Source organism: Heyndrickxia sp. NPDC080065 (genome assembly GCF_050281185.1).
Taxonomy (GTDB): Bacteria; Bacillota; Bacilli; order Bacillales; family Bacillaceae_C; genus Heyndrickxia.
On record NZ_JBNNWS010000002.1, the window covers coordinates 104,485 to 125,956 of the forward strand.

The 21,472-nt window shown below is 36.5% G+C and carries 19 protein-coding genes; 5 read left to right on the plus strand and 14 right to left on the minus strand.

Going from position 1 to position 21,472, the window contains the following annotated elements:
* Nucleotides 1–106: 106 nt before the first annotated feature.
* The 5 genes from ACQKP0_RS02685 to ACQKP0_RS02705 are packed head-to-tail and all read right to left on the minus strand — an operon-like array spanning nucleotide 107 to nucleotide 5,812.
* The gene (locus tag ACQKP0_RS02685; RefSeq protein WP_427404258.1) at nucleotides 107–1,099 is read right to left on the minus strand and encodes a LacI family DNA-binding transcriptional regulator; all 993 of its coding nucleotides are present in this window, start codon (nucleotides 1,097–1,099) and stop codon (nucleotides 107–109) included.
* Nucleotides 1,086–2,141: an aldose epimerase family protein gene (locus ACQKP0_RS02690; protein ID WP_427404259.1), complete on the minus strand. Its 1,056-nt coding sequence runs from the start codon at nucleotides 2,139–2,141 to the stop codon at nucleotides 1,086–1,088. The genes ACQKP0_RS02685 and ACQKP0_RS02690 overlap by 14 nt, the downstream gene beginning before the upstream one ends.
* Nucleotides 2,142–2,153: 12 nt before the next feature.
* Nucleotides 2,154–3,641: a UDP-glucose--hexose-1-phosphate uridylyltransferase gene (galT, locus tag ACQKP0_RS02695; RefSeq protein WP_427404260.1), complete on the minus strand. Its 1,488-nt coding sequence runs from the start codon at nucleotides 3,639–3,641 to the stop codon at nucleotides 2,154–2,156.
* Nucleotides 3,642–3,644: 3 nt separating this feature from the next.
* Nucleotides 3,645–4,634, minus strand: a complete 990-nt coding sequence (gene galE / locus ACQKP0_RS02700) for a UDP-glucose 4-epimerase GalE (protein ID WP_427404261.1) — start codon at nucleotides 4,632–4,634, stop codon at nucleotides 3,645–3,647.
* Complete coding sequence (locus tag ACQKP0_RS02705; protein WP_427404262.1) at nucleotides 4,631–5,812, minus strand: galactokinase; 1,182 nt, start codon at nucleotides 5,810–5,812, stop codon at nucleotides 4,631–4,633. Before ACQKP0_RS02705 ends, galE begins: the two co-directional genes overlap by 4 nt.
* 229 nt (nucleotides 5,813–6,041) lie before the next feature.
* Between ACQKP0_RS02705 and ACQKP0_RS02710 the strand changes: the two genes are divergently transcribed.
* Nucleotides 6,042–6,782, plus strand: a complete 741-nt coding sequence (locus ACQKP0_RS02710) for a class I SAM-dependent methyltransferase (protein ID WP_427404263.1) — start codon at nucleotides 6,042–6,044, stop codon at nucleotides 6,780–6,782.
* Between the two features lie 34 nt (nucleotides 6,783–6,816).
* Here ACQKP0_RS02710 and ACQKP0_RS02715 read toward each other — a convergent pair whose 3' ends face one another.
* The 3 genes from ACQKP0_RS02715 to ACQKP0_RS02725 form a co-directional block, all read right to left on the minus strand.
* Complete coding sequence (locus ACQKP0_RS02715; protein WP_427404264.1) at nucleotides 6,817–8,433, minus strand: long-chain fatty acid--CoA ligase; 1,617 nt, start codon at nucleotides 8,431–8,433, stop codon at nucleotides 6,817–6,819.
* 148 nt (nucleotides 8,434–8,581) lie between these two features.
* Nucleotides 8,582–10,138 (minus strand): fatty acid--CoA ligase, encoded by a 1,557-nt coding sequence (locus tag ACQKP0_RS02720; RefSeq protein ID WP_427404265.1) that lies wholly within the window; start codon nucleotides 10,136–10,138, stop codon nucleotides 8,582–8,584.
* A gap of 142 nt (nucleotides 10,139–10,280) precedes the next feature.
* Nucleotides 10,281–11,420 (minus strand): thiolase family protein, encoded by a 1,140-nt coding sequence (locus ACQKP0_RS02725; RefSeq protein ID WP_427404266.1) that lies wholly within the window; start codon nucleotides 11,418–11,420, stop codon nucleotides 10,281–10,283.
* Between the two features lie 31 nt (nucleotides 11,421–11,451).
* On the opposite strand from ACQKP0_RS02725, the gene ACQKP0_RS02730 reads away from it, so the two are divergent.
* Complete coding sequence (locus ACQKP0_RS02730; RefSeq protein WP_427404267.1) at nucleotides 11,452–11,610, plus strand: hypothetical protein; 159 nt, start codon at nucleotides 11,452–11,454, stop codon at nucleotides 11,608–11,610.
* A 41-nt stretch (nucleotides 11,611–11,651) separates the two neighbouring features.
* Here the strand turns inward: ACQKP0_RS02730 and ACQKP0_RS02735 are convergent, their stop codons facing one another.
* On the minus strand, nucleotides 11,652–12,797 hold the full coding sequence (locus ACQKP0_RS02735) for an acyl-CoA dehydrogenase family protein (RefSeq protein WP_427404268.1): 1,146 nt from the start codon (nucleotides 12,795–12,797) through the stop codon (nucleotides 11,652–11,654).
* A 195-nt stretch (nucleotides 12,798–12,992) separates the two neighbouring features.
* Between ACQKP0_RS02735 and ACQKP0_RS02740 the strand changes: the two genes are divergently transcribed.
* Together ACQKP0_RS02740 and murB are read left to right on the plus strand one after the other, a co-directional pair.
* Entirely contained in the window at nucleotides 12,993–13,673 is a 681-nt protein-coding gene (locus ACQKP0_RS02740; RefSeq protein ID WP_427404269.1) for a DNA alkylation repair protein, read from the plus strand.
* A 1,002-nt stretch (nucleotides 13,674–14,675) separates the two neighbouring features.
* On the plus strand, nucleotides 14,676–15,593 hold the full coding sequence (gene murB, locus ACQKP0_RS02745) for a UDP-N-acetylmuramate dehydrogenase (protein WP_427404270.1): 918 nt from the start codon (nucleotides 14,676–14,678) through the stop codon (nucleotides 15,591–15,593).
* Between the two features lie 289 nt (nucleotides 15,594–15,882).
* Here murB and ACQKP0_RS02750 read toward each other — a convergent pair whose 3' ends face one another.
* From ACQKP0_RS02750 to ACQKP0_RS02765, 4 genes are all read right to left on the minus strand, one after another.
* Nucleotides 15,883–16,212 (minus strand): 6-aminohexanoate hydrolase, encoded by a 330-nt coding sequence (locus ACQKP0_RS02750; protein ID WP_427404271.1) that lies wholly within the window; start codon nucleotides 16,210–16,212, stop codon nucleotides 15,883–15,885.
* Entirely contained in the window at nucleotides 16,205–16,441 is a 237-nt protein-coding gene (locus tag ACQKP0_RS02755; protein ID WP_427404272.1) for a helix-turn-helix transcriptional regulator, read from the minus strand. The genes ACQKP0_RS02750 and ACQKP0_RS02755 overlap by 8 nt, the downstream gene beginning before the upstream one ends.
* 243 nt (nucleotides 16,442–16,684) lie before the next feature.
* Nucleotides 16,685–17,467 carry a putative protein N(5)-glutamine methyltransferase gene (locus tag ACQKP0_RS02760; protein ID WP_427404273.1) on the minus strand — a complete coding sequence of 261 codons (783 nt, stop codon included), beginning with the start codon at nucleotides 17,465–17,467 and terminating at the stop codon, nucleotides 16,685–16,687.
* A 264-nt stretch (nucleotides 17,468–17,731) separates the two neighbouring features.
* Nucleotides 17,732–19,003: a coiled-coil domain-containing protein gene (locus tag ACQKP0_RS02765; protein ID WP_427404274.1), complete on the minus strand. Its 1,272-nt coding sequence runs from the start codon at nucleotides 19,001–19,003 to the stop codon at nucleotides 17,732–17,734.
* A gap of 317 nt (nucleotides 19,004–19,320) precedes the next feature.
* Here ACQKP0_RS02765 and ACQKP0_RS02770 point away from each other — a divergent pair, with 317 nt between their 5' ends.
* The gene (locus tag ACQKP0_RS02770) at nucleotides 19,321–19,806 is read left to right on the plus strand and encodes a hypothetical protein (RefSeq protein WP_427404275.1); all 486 of its coding nucleotides are present in this window, start codon (nucleotides 19,321–19,323) and stop codon (nucleotides 19,804–19,806) included.
* A 154-nt stretch (nucleotides 19,807–19,960) separates the two neighbouring features.
* Here ACQKP0_RS02770 and ACQKP0_RS02775 read toward each other — a convergent pair whose 3' ends face one another.
* Nucleotides 19,961–21,442, minus strand: a complete 1,482-nt coding sequence (locus tag ACQKP0_RS02775) for a flavin monoamine oxidase family protein (RefSeq protein ID WP_427404276.1) — start codon at nucleotides 21,440–21,442, stop codon at nucleotides 19,961–19,963.
* Between the last annotated feature and the right edge of the window lie 30 nt (nucleotides 21,443–21,472).

Consider the following 21,472-nt stretch of genomic DNA (forward strand, 5'->3'; position numbering starts at 1 on the left):
ACAAAAAAGTTCTTTTTATAAAACAAATAAAAAGCTAAAAGTTTGTTCGCTATATAACACAAAAAAAGCTCCCCTAGTTTCAGAGGAACTTATAAAAACATTCATATTAAAAACTGCTTTCCCGACAAACCAATTTTGTAGAAATAAAAATTTTTTTCGGAACTTGTCTCCCGGCTATTCGTTCAATTAGTGTATCCACTGCCGTTTCGCCCATTAACTCTGTATATACTTTAACAGTGCTTAAGGAAGGATAAACGTATTTTGAAACACTTATATCATTCACTCCGATAATATTGACCCTTTCCGGCACTGAGATATTCGCATTCAAAAGTGCTCGCAAGCAACCCACTGCAATCGAATCATTTCCAGCAAAGAAGGCAGTTGGAAGATTTTCGCCATGCTCCTGAATCGCTTGATTCATTAACATTTGTCCGGCATCAACAGAAAAAGCACCAATGTACATATAACTTTCATGTAGCAGCCCTTTTTTGCCCATATATGCTTTAAATGCTCGTTCTCTCGGGTCTTCGATTTCTGCTGTTTCATCCTTAAACACTTCATGTCCACCAATATACCCTATTTTTTCATGTCCTTTTTCAATCAAATAATCAAGAACCTTTTCTGTTGCTCTTTCAAAATCTGCTACGATAGAATCGAATGTCTCTTCATCCGGAGAGGAATCGACGAAAACAATTTTTTTTGTAATCCTTGCAAGCTCTCCTACTTCCTGAGTACTAAACTTTCCAATCGCGATGATTCCATGAACCTCTTCCCTTTTTAACTCAGCAAAATTATTTCGAAAATACTTTACTACTTGAATATCATTCATTTGACAGCGATTTTCTATCCCTAAACGTATGGACATGTAGTATAAATCATTCAGTTCTTCCTGCTCTGTATACCAATGAATCATCGCAATCTTTGATAAGGAAGGCTTTTTTTGAGAAAGCCGCTTTTTATAGGAGAGCTTTTCTGCGATTTCAAATATTCTCCTCTTTGTTTCATCACTAACAGATAATGTCGGGTCATCATTCAGCACCCTCGAAACCGTTGCAATAGAAACCCCAGCCTTTTCTGCAATATCTTTAATTGTCGCCATTTAGGCTATTCACCACACTAAATTTGTATTTCGTCTTTGCTCTGTATTCTTGATCTCTATCTAAAATAATGGAAGGTAAATCGAGCTGATGCAGCCTCTGCGTCTCAAGACAAACCCCTAAATATCGGCAAGGTTTCACCCCGCGAATCAGGTAATCACCTTCCAGCTGATTACTTGTATATAAAATAACTCCTGGCTGATCGGTTTCAATCGCCAATTTTCGACCGCTCTCTTCGCAAAAAAGAATCGCTTTCTTCTCTTCATTTTCTTTAAAAATAAATGGATGATCATATCCATATCCTACTATAACATTTTGAGGATTTCCTCGCGTAAATCCTTCGTTAATCATCCGTCCATTTTGAAAATCAAAAACGGTTTCGGAAACGTCAATGATTTCCCCTGTAGAGAGCAGCTGCTCATTTAATGCTAAAAAGCGATCACTATTTAGAAAAAGTCTATGATTTGAAATATCCTTTTTCAATTTCCCATGTAAATTAAAATAAGAATGATTGGTTAAATTCACGATCGTTTTTTTATCGGAGGTACCTTTATAGGAAATAATAAATTCATTTTCATCATTTAATCGATACTCTACTTCCATATACAAGTTTCCCGGATAGCCTGCTTCTCCATCTGGACTAGTGTAAGCAAATCTTATACCAATCTCATCCTTTTCCTTAAAAGGGTTGGTAGCCCAAATCTTGTGGCTAAAACCTTGATGCCCCCCATGTAAATGATTTTCCCCTTCATTTTTCTCTATGTAATGGACATTTCCATCCAATTCAAATTGAGCGTTTTTTATTCTTCCCGCGACCCGTCCAACCACTGCTCCAAAATAAGGGGACCATTTCAAATAATCCTCCCATTCGTCAAAACCGAGAACAACACTCTCGATCCTGCCTTCTCGATCCGGTGTTTGAATATCTGTTATAATGCATCCATAATTTAGACAAGTAACACTCATTCCTTGATGATTGGTTAATGTATAGGAATAGACAGGCTGATCTTGCAGCTCACCCAATTGTTTTTCTACTATATTCATTATTCATCCACCTTATAGACATTCTATAAACCGATGCAAAGCCGCTCTCCCTGCATCATCACGTTTAAACACACTTGCATCCTCTAGCACTCTTTGAAATTTAGATCCTACTTCTTTTTTTACAATTGATTCAACATTTCCATGATTGATAGTACCTGCGTACTTTTCTTTAAGCTCCATTGCCCATGGACGATGGTAATCTTTCAAATCATTTTTTTCATTCAAAAGGAATTTTTCCACATCCACTAGCTCATCCTTTAAGCGTGCCGGTAGAACAGCAAGCCCCATCACTTCTATTAAACCAATGTTTTCCTTTTTGATATGATGAACATCTGCATGTGGATGGAAAATGCCTAGTGGATGCTCTTCATTTGTCCGGTTATTTCTGAGAACAAGATCGAGCTCGTATACATCTCCATGTTTTCGTGAAATTGGTGTAATCGTATTATGTGGAGTTTCATTCGAATAGGCGCGAATTCCAACTGTTTCATCACTATACTCTTTCCATACCGTCAAAATATAGTCAGCTGCATCAATTAATTTATGACGATCATTGCTTTTTAATCGAATCACTGCCATCGGCCAATGAATGACTTCCCCTTTAACACCCGAAAACCTTGTCATATCAAAAGTCCAATCGCTTTTTGCCTTGGCCATCGGAAATTCATAGCAGCCGCCTTGGTAATGATCGTGCGAAAGAATCGACCCGCCAACGATCGGAATATCCGCATTTGAGCCAATAAAATAATGCGGAAACCGATCGACAAAAGCTAATAAGCAGGAAAAGGTGTCTCGATTGATTTTCATTTTCCGATGGTGTTCAGATAACAAAATACAGTGCTCTCGATAATAAACATAAGGAGAATATTGAAGATACCATTTTTCCTCCTCGAGCTCGACTTGAATGACTCGATGATTCGAACGGGCAGGATAACCAATTCTTCCTGCATAACCTTCATTCTCTACACAAAGTAAACATGTTGGATAGTCCGTACTTTTCGTGTTTTTCTCCTTTTCAATTTGCTTCGGATCCTTTTCAGGCTTGGACAAATTAATCGTGATATCTAGTTCCACATACTTTGTGTCCACTTTATATTCGATGTTTTTTGCTATTCGTTTCGTTTGAATATAATTACTGTTTTTACTTAACTCATAGAAAAAATCAGTGGCTTCTTTCGGACTTCTATTATATTTTTCGTAAAATAAACGATTCAAATCCGATGGGCGCGTAATAAAACAATTCATTAGTTTACTAGAGAAAATTTCTTTCTCATCCAGATAATCTTCAATCAATTCCTGCTCACATGCGTATTCAACAATTTCATCCAGTAGATCAGGGATACTGATCCTCTCTGTAAAAGACCTATTCATTTCTTTAAAATCATGTAGCTGGAGCAAAGATAGAACTTGATTCCTAGCATAGATCATATCTTCTTTTTCAATTAATGCTAATTTTTGAGCTTCATCTACTAATCGCTGAACCAATTCAAAAATGTTCATCTGCTATTTCCTATACCCGTCAGGATGATTCGAATGCCAATTCCACGCATCCTTTATGATTTGGTAAATCGATGCTTTTTGCGGATTCCATCCTAAGATTCGCTTTGCTTTTTCAGATGAAGCCACTAATTTACTCGGATCCCCTGCACGTCTTTCTCCAATAACTGAAGGAATTGGATGCCCCGTAACCTCTCTCGCCGTTTCAATGATCTCTTTGACAGAGAAACCTTGATTACTTCCAAGGTTAAATATTTCGCTTTTTCCACCTTTTTGTAAATAGCGAAGGGCTAAAAGATGGGCAGCGATTAAGTCTTCTACATGGACATAGTCACGGACACATGTACCATCTTCTGTTTCATAATCATTTCCAAATACAGTAATCGCCTCACGCTGTCCTAAAGCCGTTTGAAGAACTACTGGGATAAGATGAGTTTCAGGAGAATGATCCTCACCAATCTCACCAGTACTCCTTGCACCTGCTACATTAAAATATCTTAGAGACACATATTTCAAGTCGAATGCTTTTTCACACCATTTCATCATTTTTTCCATCGTTAATTTGGTTTCACCATACGTATTTGTAGGATTGGTTGGCATCTTTTCATCGATTGGCGTAGTGTTAGGCTCTCCATAGGTAGCAGCTGTTGAGGAGAACACGATATACTTAACGCCAAACTCATTCATCATTTCTAGTAAAACCTGTGTGCCATATACATTATTATCGAAGTATTCAAGTGGAGCACCCATTGATTCCCCGACGAGTGAGTTCGCTGCAAAATGAATAACTGCATCGATCGTTTCCTGCGAAAACACTTTTCGTAAAAAGTCACGATCACGTATATCCCCTTCATAGAATTTTGCTTTTGGATGAACAGCTTCTCTATGACCAGTTTGTAAATTATCAACGACAACGACATCAAAGTTTTGATCGATTAACTGGTAAACAGCATGTGAGCCAATATATCCTGCACCACCAAGGACTAAAATACTCATAACATCACCTCATTTGTTATTTCCATTGCTCCGTCTCCAATACTTGCTACATAAAAATCAGCCTGATATCCAATCTTGTCATGATATGTTTTGCCTACTTGTTCAATAAAATTAGGAACCTTTTTTTCCTCTACAATGGCAATCGCACATCCGCCAAATCCAGCACCGGTCATTCTTGCACCAACCACACCGTCTTGAGACCATGAAGCTTCAACTAATGAATCCAACTCGATTCCAGTCACTTCATAATCCTCTTTTAATGAACGATGGGATTCATTCATGAGCCGACCAAACATTTTCAAATCTCCCGCTTTCAAAAAGCGAAGAGCTTTTAATGTTCGTTGATTTTCATAAACGGCATGCTTAGACCGCTTTTTCAGTACCTCATTTGTTATAACATGCTTATGTACTTCATATTGTTCTTCTGTTAACTCACCGAGCGATTGAATATCAATAACCTTTTGAAACTGGCTTAAAGCTTCTTCACATTCTCTTCTCCGTTCGTTATATTTAGAATCGGCTAGCTCTCGGCGTTTATTCGTATTCATAATGATAATTCGGTGATCAGTTAATTCGATAGGAGAATATTCATATTGAAGTGTCTGACAATCTAGTAAAATAGCTGAATCCTTTTTCCCCATCCCAATTGCAAATTGATCCATGATTCCACTATTGACACCGATGAAATCATTTTCAACTTTTTTCCCGAGTTTTACTAAATCGATTCGAGGAATGTTTAATTGAAATAGCTGGTCGATCATTACTCCTGTCACCATTTCAATCGATGCGGAAGAAGATAATCCCGCTCCATTTGGAATATTTCCGTAAAATAATACATCAAAGCCAGATAAGATCTCATATCCATCTTCTTTTATAAAACGAAGCATTCCTTTCGGATAATTCGCCCAAGTATGCTCCTTGTTAAACTCTAATTCGTCAATGTTAAACTGGATCATGCCCTTCTCTGGAAAGTTTATAGAAAAAAGCTGCACTCTTTTATCCTCTCGCCTTTTAGTTAATGCGTATGTTCCATATGTTATCGCACACGGAAAGACATGACCACCATTATAATCCGTATGCTCACCGATTAAATTAATCCTTCCAGGTGCGAAAAACATACGCTCAAAGTCACTTTTAAAATGGTTTCGAAATTCCTTACTAAGCTGTTCTTTATTCATGTTTCATCCCCCTTCAAACAAAGTCATTATATATATATTAATCACATTAGTAAAAACATTCAATAATTTTACTAAAATTTAACCTTATTTTTACTAAAATTCATCTTGAGGGACCTTATTTTGAGTTATTTTGCATTAGGACGTGTATAAAAAAATACTTTAATATTAGGCATTGTATTTTATTAGTAATATAATGCAATGCCTAATATTGAAAAGGGATGAAAAGCAAATGACTAATTACAAGAAGGAAATCGCAAACAAAGGGAACTATGGGATAGATGCACCAATTGTAATTAGAAATTTATTGTTGATCGGGATACTGCTGATCATTGCTGCTTTTTTTATATTACAAATAAATGGGATAGTTTGGTTCACACTATCTATTCTTCTTCTTCTCGGTGGAATCGTTTGTTTAGGTGAAACGATCCTGATGGTTTGGAGTAGTAAGAAAGGAAAAGGATATGTCGTTAGGGAATTAATAGAGAGGTTAAATATTAAAGAAAACGATACGGTTCTTGATGTAGGATGCGGAAGAGGCTTTGTATTACATTCAATAGCAAAACAATTATCAAGTGGAAAAGCTATAGGAATAGATATATGGAATACAAATGACCAATCAGGAAATCATCTTAAAGTGACTTTACAAAATGCAGAAATAGAAGGGGTAAAAAATCGTGTAAAAATAATTAACGCTGACGCACGAATATTACCTTTTAAAGAAAATACATTTGATGCAATTGCTTCTAGCCTCACTATTCATAATATATCTAGTAAAAGTGAAAGGCAGAAAGCGATAGATGAAATGTATCGAGTTTTAAAAACAAATGGCAGAGTAGCCATACTAGATTTTCAATATGTTGAAGAATATTCTCAAATGTTGATAAAATCTGGCCTAAAAGATGTAAAGATTTCAAAATTATATTTTTCTATGTTTCCTCCCGTTAGAATTGTTACTGGAATAAAAAAATAACCGAGCAATCCTTATTGCTCGGCGTCTTTGTATTTTAGGCCTCGATAAAATAGTTCCTCAATCTAGCTCTCAACTCTCGTTTCAAAAACTTCCCAACAGATGTTTTCGGAATTTCTTCCATAAAGATAATCTCATCTGGCAACCACCATTTTGCGAATTGTGGTGCGATAAATTCTATTAATTCCTGTTTTTCTACCTTTCCTTTATAGGAATCTTTTAAAACAATGCAAGCAATTGGCCGTTCTTGCCATTGTGGGTGCGGGACACCGACTACAGTAGCCTCGAAGACTGCTTCGTGCGCCATTAAAGCATTCTCTAGTTCAACGGAAGAAATCCATTCTCCCCCACTTTTCACTAAGTCTTTCGTACGATCAACCAGCCTTACATTTCCTTCCTCGTCTACCGTGGCAACATCCCCTGTATAAAGCCAGCCATCCTTAAAAGCTTCACTCGATCTTTCATCCTTATAGTATTCGCTGGCAATCCAAGGTCCCCTAATCAGAAGCTCTCCCATTTCATTTCCGTTCCACTGTACTTCTTTATCCCCGGAAACTACTTTCATATCTAATCCTGGTACGATTAGACCTTGCTTTGATCGAATATTTATTATCTCTTCCTCTTCTAAATCCTTTTGATAGCTTTTTAATGTTGAGACTGTCGCAAGCGGGGTTGTTTCTGTCATCCCATAGGCATGAAGGAATGGGATATTGTACTTCTGTTCAAAAGCTTTGATCATAGCCATCGGTGCTGCGGATCCTCCGCAAAGGATTGCTCTTAAAGAGGAGGTGTCATAATCCCCATGCTCTAATTCATTTAATAAACCTAGCCAAATCGTAGGAACGCCTGCTGTAACGGTTACCTTTTCATCTTGAATAAACTGTGCAAGCAGCTTCGGTGTAAACATCGGACCAGGTAAAACCTGCCTTGAACCAAACCAGGTAGCAGCAAAAGGCATTCCCCACGCATTCACATGAAACATCGGAACGACAGGCATACATGAATCCTTTTCAGATAAAGCTGTCGTATCCGCCAATCCTAAAGCAAAACTGTGTAACACGATTCCTCGGTGAGAATATACAACCCCTTTTGGATTTCCGGTAGTTGCAGAAGTATAACACATGCCAGCAGGATCATTTTCGTCAATATCCTTTAAGAATTGATGCTCAGGATCTCCCGACTCTAGTAATCTTTCATATGAATAAACAGGTTTTAATGTCGTTGGCGGCAATTTATCTTTATCTGTCATAATAATGAATGCCTTCACCGTTGTAAGTGTATCTTTTACCCTTTCGACAAGAGGAACGATATCCTCATCAATCAATAATACTTGGTCTTCGGCATGATTAATAATATATGAAATATGTTCTGGCGATAATCGAATATTAATCGTGTGCAGGACCGCCCCTATTCCAGGTGCCGCAAAATAAACCTCAAGATGGCGATGATGATTCCAAGCTAATGTTCCCACACGGTCACCTTTTTTCACCCCAAGCTTCTCTAAAGAGCTTGCTAGTCTTCGTGTTCGCTGTCCAATCTCCTTATAGGTAAAGCGGTATACTCCTGATAACGTTCTCGAAACCACTTCCTTTTTCGAAAAAAATTTTTCTGCCCTTTCTAACAATGAACCAACCGTCAATGGCACCTGCATCATGTCACATTTCCCCTTTATCTATTTAATTTTATTTATATAAATTAAAATTCTATTCCATTACTCATGTTTTCCGAACCTTCTTTGACGTATCACATCACTAAAGTAAGAAACATGTTTGATCACTATTTTTACTTCAAATGAACATGTATTAGAAAAGAGTCTTTTTTAGCCTTTCTCTCAACAAAAACTTTTGAATTTTGCCGCTAGCATTTCTAGGAAGCACATCGCAGAAGATATATTTCCTTGGGCGCTTATAATTCGCTAAATGATCACTATTTTTACACCATTCATCCAACTCTGTACTAGTCAATGCAGGGTCTTTTTTCACTACGAAAGCAATTACTGTTTCCCCCCAATGATCATCCGGACGTCCTATGACAGCGACATCAAGTACCCCATTATGCTCATAAAGGACGTCCTCTACCTCACGTGGATAAATGTTCTCGCCACCACTTATGATCATGTCATCTACTCGGTCCTTCACCCATAGATATCCATCTTCATCTAAATAGCCAATATCTCCTGAATGGTACCAACCTTTATATAAAGCATGTTTGGTAGCTTCTTCACGTTCAAAATAGCCACTCATCATACATGGACCTTTTACAATGATTTCTCCAGTTTCACCTGTTGGAACGATATCATCCGGGTCAGATGGGCCATCCTCACGCGGGCGTACAATGCGGATCTCATGATTCAAACAGGCTTGGCCTGCAGACCCTGCTTTCGTTAATTGATCGTCCTCCGAAAGAAATGAAATAGCTGGCCCCATTTCGGTCATTCCATATGCTTGAACGAGAGCAATCCCTAATTGACTGTGACAGGAGCGAACTAGAGCTGGTGCCATTGGAGCCGCACCGTATAAACCGAGCTGTAAACTTTCAAGATTATATTTTTTTAGGTCTTCCTGCAAAAGCATATTCCACATCGTAGGAGCTGCAAAAAACTTGGTGATTTTTTCTTGATCAATGAGTTTCAATACCCGTTTTGCTTCGAATTGGTGGAGAATAATATTTCTAGCACCAACATGAATTCTTGGAATTAAAGCACAGTGAAGCTCTGCACAATGGAACATTGGTGCCATAACAAGCCCATGATCATTTGGATTTAGTTTAGTAGCATTAATAATAATCAGACTCTGCTCGACAATTTCTCTATGGCGATGGATCACTCCTTTCGGACGTCCGGTTGTTCCACTTGTGTACATAAGGGCATAAGTATCGGTTTCTTCAATGGGGGATTCTTCTAAAGTTGTTGGTACAGCTTGAATTTTTTCTTGATAGTTTGCTGCATAGGATGGTGTTTGATCATCTACAAACCAAAACGAAATTTGAGGAAATCGGTTTTCAATAGAGGCAATCGTTGATGCTAGCATTTGCTCAAAAAGGACAACTTTTGGCTTCGCATCGTTTAATATATATGCCACCTCCTCTGACATCAACCGGAAATTGATTGGATTCAATACCGCACCAATTTTTGCACAAGCAAAAATAGCCGTCGCTAATTCTTCATTATTAAACAGATAGGTGGATACCCTGTCACCCTTACGAACCCCCTCTTGAAGGAGTGCATTTGCTAGGCGATGTACCTGTTCCTTCCATTCTGTATACGTGTATCGTCTGTTGCGTCTTACATCAAACACTGCTTCTTTGTTTGGATATTTCTGCACGGTAAAATCGAATAGTTTTCCAATCGTTGTTGACATATTTTCTCCTCCATTTTTAGGCTTTGTTCATAGTTATTTTTTGATAGTATGTGTGAAGCAATTCTTTACGTAGTAAAAACGGCTGAACGCATACCATATAAATTTTTTTAGAAGCAATAACAAAGCCGGATCATAATATTCCTTAGTCCAGTCTTTCAATAATTGTTGCATTTGCCATACCATGACCCTCACACATCGTCTGTAAACCGAAGCGTCCTCCTATTCTTTCAAGCTCATGCATCATAGTAACCATCAATCTTGCACCACTTGCACCTAACGGATGTCCTAAAGCAATGGCACCCCCATTCGGATTTAGTTTTCTAGGATCAGCACCTGTTTCCTTCAGCCAGGCTAAAGGAACCGGTGCGAAGGCCTCATTCACTTCAAATACATCAATATCCTCAAGTCTAAGTCCGGATTTTTTTAATATCTTCTCTGTTGCTGGAATAGGTCCTGTTAGCATAAGGGTAGGATCAGAACCAACAACAACACGAGTATGAACCTTAAATCGAGGCTTTAAGCCAAGCTCTTCCGCTTTTGTCCGTGACATAAGCAGCAGCGCAGCAGCTCCATCACTAATTTGACTTGCATTTCCCGCATGGATGCTTCCATCTTCTTTGAAGGCAGACTTCAATTTCCCTAAAGCTTCCACAGAAGTATCTTTCCTTGGGCCTGAATCCTCTTTAATGAGCTCTGACCCGCCATTTTCTATTGCAATTATTTCTCTTTGAAAATACCCTTCCATCTGTGCCTTCAATGCTTTTTGGTGACTTTCGTAAGAGTAGCGGTCTAAATCATCACGTGAGAACCCATACTTTTCCGCAATGCGTTCAGCCGATAAACCTTGGTGAATGATTTCATAGCGATTCATTAATTTTTCACTAAATGGAGCTCCTTGATAATTAGATGCGATTCGAACCCTTGACATGCTTTCTACACCGCCAGCTACAACCACATCCATATCCCCTGAAAGTATGGCCTGACTAGCAAAATGTACAGCCTGCTGACTGGAACCACATTGCCGATCAATCGTGACTCCAGGCACCTCGACTGGGTAACCAGCAATTAAAGCAGCCACTCTTGCAATATCACCGGCCTGCTCTCCCGACTGGGTGACACAGCCTAGGATAACATCATCAATTATAGTTGGATCAATATCCGTTCGATTTATAAGCGCTTTCAAAACCTCTGCTGCTAAATCATCTGGACGAATATCTTTTAGTTCGCCATTTTTCCTTCCTACTGGTGTTCTTAAACCTTCAACAATAACAACCTCTCGCATCGCTAACTTCCTTTCTTATGAAACTTGTTAAGTGAGAAAATATTCAAGTGTGGAAATCGAGCTGGCATTGATTACCGTAAATCACGAAAAATTACTTGGACGGGATTCAATGCGTGACTTTGTTTACCGTGATACACGAAATTGTCTTTGCGGGGGAATCAAAACATACTTTGATTACCACGAATCGTAAAATACTTTAATACAGAAATACTTCCTTACCTTTTAACAAAACTATAATCCTAAGTTTTTCGCAATAATCGTCTTCATAATTTCATTTGTCCCAGCATAGATGCTTGCTACTGGAGTGTCTCGATATCTTCTCGCAATCTCGTATTCTTCCATATAGCCATATCCACCATGCAATTGCATACATTCCACAGCCACATTTCTTGCTATTTCTGTCAGCTTCCACTTGGCCATTGATACTTTCGTGACAATATTTTCACCAGCGATATGCTCAGCAACTAGTTGATCTAAAAAGGTTCTTCCCATTTCGATATCGGTGGCCATTTCTACAATCTTAAATTGAGTATTTTGGAATTGACTAATTTGTTTTCCAAACGCTTTTCGCGTTTTTACATAATCCATCGTTAATTGAAGCATTTTTTCAGAAGCCACTTGGGCGGCAATCGCAACGATTAATCTTTCCTGCTGAAGCTTTTCCATGAGATAGGTGAAACCTTCCCCTTCCTCACCTAGTAAATTTTCTTTCGGTACAAGGCAGTCCTCAAAAATTAATTCAGCCGTATCTTGTGAATGCAACCCTACTTTATTTAGCTTTCTCCCCCTTGAAAAACCAAGTGTATCTTTTTCAACAACGAGCAAACTTAACCCTTTATGCTTTGGAACAGCTTGCAGATTGGTTTTACAGGCAACAATAACAAGATCTGCGTGTATTCCATTAGTAATAAAGGTTTTTTGACCATTTAAAAGATAATGATCTCCATCTAGTGTTGCTGTTGTTTGGATATTTGCTAAGTCCGACCCTGTTCCCGGTTCTGTCATTGCAATCGCCGAAATACATTCACCAGCCACACAACTTGGAAGCCAGCGACGCTTTTGTTCCTCTGTTCCATAGGCTGAAATATAAGGGATGACAATATCATTATGTAGTCCAATTCCAATTAAGCTTGAGCCAATTCTCTCCAACTCTTCATTAATTACGACCGAAAAACTCCAATCGACCCCACTTCCACCATATGCTTCATCCACATCAGGACAAAGAAAGCCTTGTTCTCCCATCTTTCTCCAAAAGGAACGTGGGATCAATCGTTCTTCTTCCCATTGTTCGTAGTAAGGAGCGCATTCCTTTGCAAGAAATTTTTTTAATGTCTTACGAAATATTTCATGCTCTTCATTTAAGTAAGGATGCTTCATCCGATAGATTCCTCCTTTCGATTTTCCAACACATCTTTTCTTCTATTGTACATGATGCCGCAGAAAATTATTAGAATATTTTGACTTGTGTTAGTAAAATTTTTATTAATCAGAATATTTAATCATACACTCTCATTCTCTCGTAAAACGTTGTATGATAAAAATAGAATAATTATGTCTTAGGAGTGATCGTTTTTGGATCTTTTAATCGCAATCGAAGAAGCATTAATAGCCAAAGCTGACAAAGAAGAAGCAATTCTCATGAAAAAATATATGAAGGATCGATTTGATTTTTTTGGCTTAAGGGCCCCTTATGTAAAAGAAGTCTTTAAACAAATTCTTTCAGAGTATTCCGTTCAACCTGATGATTTAAAGAAAATTGTTACATCCCTTTGGGACAAACATGAGAGAGAATACCAGATGATAGCTATTCATCTTCTCAACCGTTACACAAAATGGCTAAAAGAAGATGACATAGAATTAATAGAATATTGTATTACCCATAAATCGTGGTGGGATTCAGTTGATGTTATTGCTACAAACGCCCTAGGATCTTATATGAAAGCTTTCCCTGACCACACAGAGGAAATAAGGGAAAGATGGCTCTCTTCTAATAATATCTGGCTTCAAAGAAGTATTCTGTTGTATCAATTAAAATATAAAAAGGAAACCGATTCATCTATTTTGTTTAATAGTATCTTACGATTAAATGAATCAAAGGAGTTTTTTATTCAGAAGGCCATTGGCTGGGCATTGAGAGAATACTCCAAAACGGATGCGGAGAAAGTTATTCAGTTTGTAGAATCTACGAAGCTCGCAAACTTAAGTAAGAGAGAAGCGCTGAAGTGGTTGAGAGCGAAGAATATGATTCATTAAAATTCTTAAAAGGATGTTCAAAAAGTCCGGGAAAAATAGCTGTCGAATTTCAGCGTCAGCTTGCTCCTACGCTCCTCACGTATTAAAAGCATACGCTCCGGTGCTCTCGGAGGCTACGCTTCCTCGAACTTCTCGGCTCTTTTTGTCCTCCTTTTTGAACACTCAATGTAAAAGATGCTTTATAAACTTGATAGAGGTGATGAGATTGAAATCAAAAAATAGCAGTATATCATTTTTCCGTATTTTCTGGGTTATTTTTTTGATACTCATAGCAATCTTTCTTGTGTACTTATATCGCCTTCATACAGAAGGACTTTTAATGAAGCGTCTCCTTCAAACTGCCGATCATATAACAAAAATAATTCAAAAGAACCCCATTATTTTTTGGGGTCTATTGAGCTATATTATCGTTTTTTCTCTTGGTTATTTCACTGGAAAAAATCGGAGAAAATAATGAAGAAATGAAGACAAATATCGACCCAATGTTTTTTAATCAAACGTTTGGTTAAACGTAGATACACCCTTATAATAAATAGTTTTTTATCAACTTTCTCCTAAAAATTTTGTCATATCCGATATTTAATCAAACGTTTGATTAATATGGAATAAATCCTTCATGTATCAAGCTTTACAGAATATTTCATTTGTAAAATTTGTCGCATCATTTTTTCATGTATATAACATTTATTTGTAATTCCTTGTTTTCTGTTGATAATTCCTCCTTTTATTACTATGATAAGGATATTGTCAAAAATATTTCTTATTGAATTTAACTTTCGACCAAATATAGGCATATGATGAAATGAAGCCCTATTTTATAGTTTTCAACAACAAAGCTAACCTATAATACGGTATCCCACTTGATGAAGGGAATTTTTTCTAATAATTAATATAAAACGAATTTTACATGCTGTCCGAGGTTAAAATTGGAATCGAATTTTAACAATCTTTAAGAAGACAGCTACCTCCCAGATCATTATCTAAGCAAAAGGAATGATATGAATGACTGATTACGGCAAAATTTATGATAAATTAGCCTCCATCGTAGATGAACACAACATAAAGATGGATGAAATACTAAAAAACCATACTTACACGAAACTAGGCGGCAAAGCAGATATTTTTATCACGCCATCCACATATGAAGAAGTACAATCTATTGTCAAATTTGCTAGACAGGAGAATGTGCCTTTTACTTTATTAGGAAATGGCTCCAATTTAATTGTTAAAGATGGGGGCATTCGCGGGATCGTCATCTTACTGAAAAACTTTAATCAAATTTCAACAGACGGTAACCAACTTATGGCGCAAAGCGGCGCAGCTATCATCGACGCCTCTAGATATGCATTGCAGGAACGATTATCCGGATTGGAATTTGCTTGCGGAATCCCTGGCACAGTAGGCGGGGCTTTATTTATGAACGCTGGTGCCTATGGTGGTGAGATTAAAGACGCCCTTGATTATGCTATTGTTGTCGATAGTGATGGAGAAATCGTCAAGAGATCGGCAGCTGATTTAGAGCTTAGTTATCGAACAAGCAATATTCCTGAAAAAGGTGACATCGTTCTAGAGGCAGTATTTACCCTTAAGCCAGGCAACTACGAAGAAATAAAAGCAATCATGGATGACTTAACCTTTAAAAGGGAATCTAAACAACCTTTAGAGTATCCATCTTGCGGCAGTGTCTTTAAAAGACCGCCTGGTTATTTTGCTGGAAAACTAATTCAAGATAGTGGACTACAAGGTACACGAATTGGTGGTGCTGAAGTTTCTACAAAACATGCAGGCTTTATCGTCAATAAAGATAATGCGACAGCAGAAGAGTATATTTCATTAATCAAACATGTTCAAAAAACAGTGAAAGAAAAATTCAATGTTTCATTGGAAAGAGAAGTAAAGATTATCGGGGAAGATCTTTAAGCCTGAAAATCATTATTTGATTAGGACTGTGTACTTTAATTAAGTACGCAGTTTTTTTATGGGTTCACTGTAGAGGTGCACTCTATGAATTGGTAAAAGAATTAACATATTAGAACATCAATAAGAGCATTTGAGGACAAAAACTACATGTATTGAAATAATAAAGTCAATTAATTCTACACTCAAAAAAACAAAAGAGATACTAATTTAAACCTAGTATCTCTTTTAAAATATTCTTATCAGCTTAATTCTAGATATTAAAACAGATGATAAAGTTGTTTATGTAAAATTATTTAAATTCTTTCCTATATAATCTAATTGCATAAATTGCTCCAATGAAAAATACAATCCCTTGAAATAGAATAAAGAACTGACGGAAATATTCGATATTACGATCAACTAATGATATAAAAATGGCATTCATAATGATTTGGGTAGTAAACATACAAGAAATAATTTTAAGATAAATAGCATTTGTTCTTTCATCTGGTTGACCAATTTTTTTACTGAAAATGAAAAGTACAATTATTGAACCCAATAATAGAAGTGCTGTAAGTCCTACAATAATATTGAAATTTTGTGTGCTTTCTAACATCCAGTTGTTTAATGAATCAATCATTATTATCTTCCTTTCTTACATAAGAAAATATTTCGTTTATACCAACCTCAAAATAATTTGCTATTCGAAATGCTAACACTAGTGAAGGAGAATAATTATTCTTTTCCATTACAAATATGGTTTGCTTAGAAACTCCAACAGCATCAGCCAATTCCTTTTGTGACATTCTCCTTAACACCCTATGCTCATACACTTTATTTACAATAGAATCTCCAAAGTTTTCTTTCAAAACTACCACCTTCCTATTTGCTGATAAATATATAATAACTTATTATTTTATAAAAGTAAAGTAAACTTATACTAAAAATAATTATTTTTATATAAAAGTAAGTTTATGTATACTTTTATATAATATAAATGTATCAATAAAATACAAAACAATAAATTTACATATTTTAAAGCATTCTAACTATCTGTACGTTTGCACAATAAAAAAAAGAGCCTCTGATACTCAGCTCTTGAACTCCTATAGTCAAATTGGTGGATTGGTTCCAATAACTACAGTAGCATCCAGTTCTACATCTCTAACTACTTTAGTCGACAATCCAGCATTAGCAAAGATCTCAGAAGTTTGTGGTGCCTGCAATTCGCTCGTCTCTATCAATAGGTGTCCTCCCATAGCGAGCCAATACGAGGCTTCTTCTACCACCCTTCGTAATATATTTAGCCCATCATCTCCTCCATCCAAAGCCAAATTTGGTTCATAAAGACGAGCCTCCAAGGGCAGCAGCTCTATTGCTTTAGTAGGAACATAAGGTACATTGGCAACTAAGATATTTATATAACCTTTAATTGATTGTGGTAAAGCCTTATACAAATCACCTTTAAAAATATGTCCTCCAAATTTAGTTATGTTTCGTCTTGCACATTGTATTGCGATGGGGTCAACGTCAGAACAATATAAAAAAATTTCTCCTAGATCAGCTGCAAGTGCAGCACCTATAGCCCCTGAACCACAACAAAGGTCAACGACGATATCACCAGAACAAGCTAGATTTTCTGCCTGACGAACAAGAAATTCGGTACGTTGTCGAGGAACAAAAACTCCCCGTTCCACTACAATCCGAAGACCACAGAAATGTGCCCATCCAATTACATATTCAAGTGGTAAACCAGCTACTCGCATTTCCACCTTTTTTATGAGGTCCTCTAAAGATTGTGCCTCTGAAATAAGTAACTGAGTCTCATCCTCTGCGAAAACACAACCGGCATTACGAAGCTTGTTGACAATAGACTTTACAGTTTGGTTATCCAAAAAGATATTTATCTTTTTATCTATTCCTATCACCCTTTTAATTTCTTTTAATTTTAGTTAATCAATAATTCGATAAATAAGAAGAATATCCTTCTTCAACAAGCCTGCCCCTGACCGAAAAGAAGTTTAGGGTCACTTCACTTCTTTTGGTACATTCCGTTACAACATTCGGGATTACCTGTCCCTTTTTCCGATTTATTACCCATCCCCGTTCAAAGAAAAAAATGTCCTAGTGAAATCACTAGGACATTTTTGCATATTTAATTAATTTACACGTCTTACCACACCATTAAAGGCTTTTCTCCAATATGGATTGCTCATTGAATCAATGGATACACCGCGTGAACTGTTGTCATTAAGGAATGTTCCATTTCCTAAATAGATTCCTACGTGACCATTTGTTTTATACGTATCGAAGAAGACTAAGTCTCCCCTCTTCATCTCTGAAGCACTAACAGCCCTGCCTCGACCTACAAGAGAGTCGGTATTTGTTCCGGAAACCGGTCCTAAATTAACTCCACCTTCAGCATATGCCCAGCGAACAAATGAGGAGCAGTCGAAAGAGCGTCTAGCAATATCAGCGCTAGTGCGGCCTCCACCCCAATTATATGGAGAACGGCCAACTAAAGCTGATCCTGCACTGATTGCAGCTTCAATACCACCAGAACCTAATTTAACCGTATCATTAGATGATGTGTCATTATTTGATGGTGTATCATTTTTTGATGATGTATTATTATTTGATACTGATTCATTGTGGTATGAATGTGTACGATTATTTGATGGATTTGCATTATTAGTTGGACTAGTATGATTAGCTGACTTACTTTGCGCTAATTTTTTTTGTTGTAATAATAATGCTGCTTGACTTTGTAAATCACCAAGCTCACTAGATGCATTTTTTTGCTGTTCTCTTAATTTTACAAGAATACTGTTTTGATCATCAATTTGATATTGTAATTCTACTTTAAGATCCTTAAGATCTTGTGCATCTTTTTGTATTTTTTCTAACTTATTAGTTAAATCTGTTTGTGATTTCTCAAGAAGTTCTTTATCCTTCTGCTGTTCATCAAGAATTTTCTTATCAGCATTTACAATAGTAGTTACTGCCGTTGCACGGTCGATAAAATCACTAAAGCTTTCAGCATTTAATAGTACATCAAGATAGCTTACAGAGCTTCCATTTTCTTGGATTGTACGTGCACGCTTTTGCAGATATTCTTTCCGTTCTTTCATTCTTTTCTTAGTATCTTCAATTTTTACTTTTAATTGTTCAGACTCTTTTTTTGTTTTTTCAACTTCGGTATTAGTTTTCTTTATTTTTTCATCTGTACTAGCAACTTTTGCATTGATTTCCTTCACTGTTGCTAATAAATCTAGCTCATCTGAGCGAAGCTTTGAAATTTGCTGCTTTTTTTGATTAATTTCTTGATTTTTTTGGTTTAAATTTTCCGCTGCAAACACGTCATGAGTAGTAAATAATCCGCTCGTCCCAATTACAGACGCTAAACTAAGTGTAAGTAATCTTTTCTTCATGTTTATCCCCCAATATGTAATAGCAAAACTTGCTGTCGTTTCAGTTCGAACTCGATTTTCTATGTAATTTCATCTATATTAATCTTTCAATCTTTTAATTTATGTAAATAATAGATTATCTTTTTAATCACAAAACCAATTATAACATCATATTTCGTCAAAATGAGCGCATTCCCATTACATTTATATTTCAATTTCATTACTAAACCTATTTAAGTGAAAAAATATAGTTTTAGCATATCGATTTTTATTTATCAGAAAAATAAAACTTTTTATCCAAAAAAGCGTATGTATCTATAAACAAAGGAGGTGCGGCTTTGAAAAAAACATTTGGACTTTTGTTGTTATTTGTAGCGTTTATAAGTATAGTAGCTTGCAGCAATAAAGAAGTGGTAAAACAAGATGATGTATTAAATTTTGTTAAGGATTATAAGTCAAAACAATATACCATCAAAGATCCATCTAATGATCAAGCAGGAAATGAAATCGTAGAAAAAGTCAAAGCATTTTTATCAGAAGATACTTTAAATAAAATGATGGCTAATCGTGCTTTTGATTTGATTCCTTATATTGCAAAAAATATGAATAAAAGCATTGAATTACAAGAAATAAATCTTGAAAAAGCTAACGAAAATGGCAATGGAACAATTAATTATAAATACAACCTGAAAATAAAGTTTTATGATGAGCAATCATCTGAAATGTTTGAGAGGAAAGGTGAATTAACTTTATCCACCGATAATGGATTAAAAATCACTCGTGATTGGGAAGAAACAATAAATTTGGGGACCTTCGAATTTTAATAGACTATTTTATACTTAGGCTTTGTTAAGGGTTATTGTAATAATATTGATTGCAGAGTATTCGTGAAGCGATTTCTATACGGAATTGTTTAACAAAGCCTTTATCAAACTAAGAACCTCATACAATAATTTCATTCCTAGAAAAACGAAACTCCTACGAAACATCTTTTGGTAAATCATTCACTTCAAAGGCAACCTGAATCCCAGATTCAATAGCGCCTTGTATCCAACCATGGGTAAGGGTTGTTTGTGCGCCTGCAAAATAAACTCTTCCCTCCGGCTTTGTAATATGAGGATAGAGGTTTAATTCTTGCTCCGTAGTGAACATTGGAAAGGCACCGAGAGAATAAGGATTCAAATCCCAGCTCCATGAAATTCCTGATAAAAATTCTGAGTAAACTTGATTTCCATGTAAAATGCATAAATCCTCTAAGACATTTCGTATTCGATCTTCTTCATGCAAACCGTCCCATAGCTTTGCATCTGATCCGAATGTATAGCTGGCTAAAATCATAGCAGGTCCTTCTGTACCGATCCCATGACTTGGGTAGTAGGTAAAGCGATTAGGAAGATCGGTTATTGATTTTCCCCCTTTTTGTCCTTCCTTTTCCCAAAATCGGCTTTTGAACTTAATACCAATCTTCGTTGCAGGCATATACAAAAGCTCCCGAATGGCCTTCCACTTATAATGAGAAAAGGCATGATAAGGCTCGACTTTAACGAATCGCAGAGTTGGGAAAGGTATAGTTATAATGGCAATATCACCCGTTATTTGAGAATATTCCAATGTTTCCTCATGACGACAATAGATGGTTACCTGATCCGGCTGCTGTACCATTTTCACCATCTTTTGGCTCAAATAAATATCTTCCTGCAATTGAGGGAGAAATGCTCTTGGAAGAAGGTCATTCCCTCCTGTAATCTCATAAAATTGTGTTGATTCTTGGAAAATCATCAGATATCGTAACGTTTCAACTAAGGATTTTTCGAATAATCCTTCCAAATCTAGAAGAACTCCCATCTTTTCAACTGCACCACTTGAAAAAGTTGTTCCATTTTTATATTGGTAAAATCTAAGGAAATCTGCGGTTGAGTAGTGCCTAAACTCTCGAATAATGATTGGCCAATTCTTTCTAGGATTTCGATTAATGAAGTTAATAATAGGTGATGTTGCTAACGATAATAATTCTTCAGAAGTTTTTCCTTGTTCATTTTGGGTTAGGGGATAGTGTAAAATACTAGGATTATTTTCATAATGGTTCAGATTTGTTTTTATTCCATTAACATAAATCAAATCTGTTGGGGTTCGGTTAATAAATGGGTTCACATTTAAACCGAATTTTTTTACATATTCAAACACCAAATCATGTGTTGAAGGAATACGCATCGCTCCTAAATCCAGATAGGTTCTGTCATCAGATGATCGAAAAGTAAAAATTCGGCCTCCTACCCTATTATTTGCTTCAAGAATAGTGACATGATGACCGGCCTCTTTCAAAAGGGAAGCTGAAACCAATCCTGCTATACCAGCACCAACAATAATAATCTTTTTCGGATTTTCCGTTTTTTTAAGCCCCTGCCAAACGAATGTTTTCATGAGATCAGATGAGATCCGAGGAGGGATGTATTTTGGCATAATCTATATCCCCTTCCGTTATTTCACTAT

Coding starts and splice junctions, on each gene's coding strand:
- ACQKP0_RS02720 (WP_427404265.1), bottom strand. CDS start 10,138: ATGTCAACAACGATTGGAAAACTATTCGATTTTACCGTGCAGAAATAT.
- ACQKP0_RS02710 (WP_427404263.1), top strand. CDS start 6,042: ATGACTAATTACAAGAAGGAAATCGCAAACAAAGGGAACTATGGGATA.
- ACQKP0_RS02775 (WP_427404276.1), bottom strand. CDS start 21,442: ATGCCAAAATACATCCCTCCTCGGATCTCATCTGATCTCATGAAAACA.
- ACQKP0_RS02725 (WP_427404266.1), bottom strand. CDS start 11,420: ATGCGAGAGGTTGTTATTGTTGAAGGTTTAAGAACACCAGTAGGAAGG.
- ACQKP0_RS02765 (WP_427404274.1), bottom strand. CDS start 19,003: ATGAAGAAAAGATTACTTACACTTAGTTTAGCGTCTGTAATTGGGACG.
- ACQKP0_RS02690 (WP_427404259.1), bottom strand. CDS start 2,141: ATGAATATAGTAGAAAAACAATTGGGTGAGCTGCAAGATCAGCCTGTC.
- galE (WP_427404261.1), bottom strand. CDS start 4,634: ATGAGTATTTTAGTCCTTGGTGGTGCAGGATATATTGGCTCACATGCT.
- ACQKP0_RS02715 (WP_427404264.1), bottom strand. CDS start 8,433: ATGATGCAGGTGCCATTGACGGTTGGTTCATTGTTAGAAAGGGCAGAA.
- ACQKP0_RS02735 (WP_427404268.1), bottom strand. CDS start 12,797: ATGAAGCATCCTTACTTAAATGAAGAGCATGAAATATTTCGTAAGACA.
- ACQKP0_RS02705 (WP_427404262.1), bottom strand. CDS start 5,812: ATGAATAAAGAACAGCTTAGTAAGGAATTTCGAAACCATTTTAAAAGT.
- murB (WP_427404270.1), top strand. CDS start 14,676: ATGACTGATTACGGCAAAATTTATGATAAATTAGCCTCCATCGTAGAT.
- ACQKP0_RS02750 (WP_427404271.1), bottom strand. CDS start 16,212: ATGATTGATTCATTAAACAACTGGATGTTAGAAAGCACACAAAATTTC.
- ACQKP0_RS02685 (WP_427404258.1), bottom strand. CDS start 1,099: ATGGCGACAATTAAAGATATTGCAGAAAAGGCTGGGGTTTCTATTGCA.
- galT (WP_427404260.1), bottom strand. CDS start 3,641: ATGAACATTTTTGAATTGGTTCAGCGATTAGTAGATGAAGCTCAAAAA.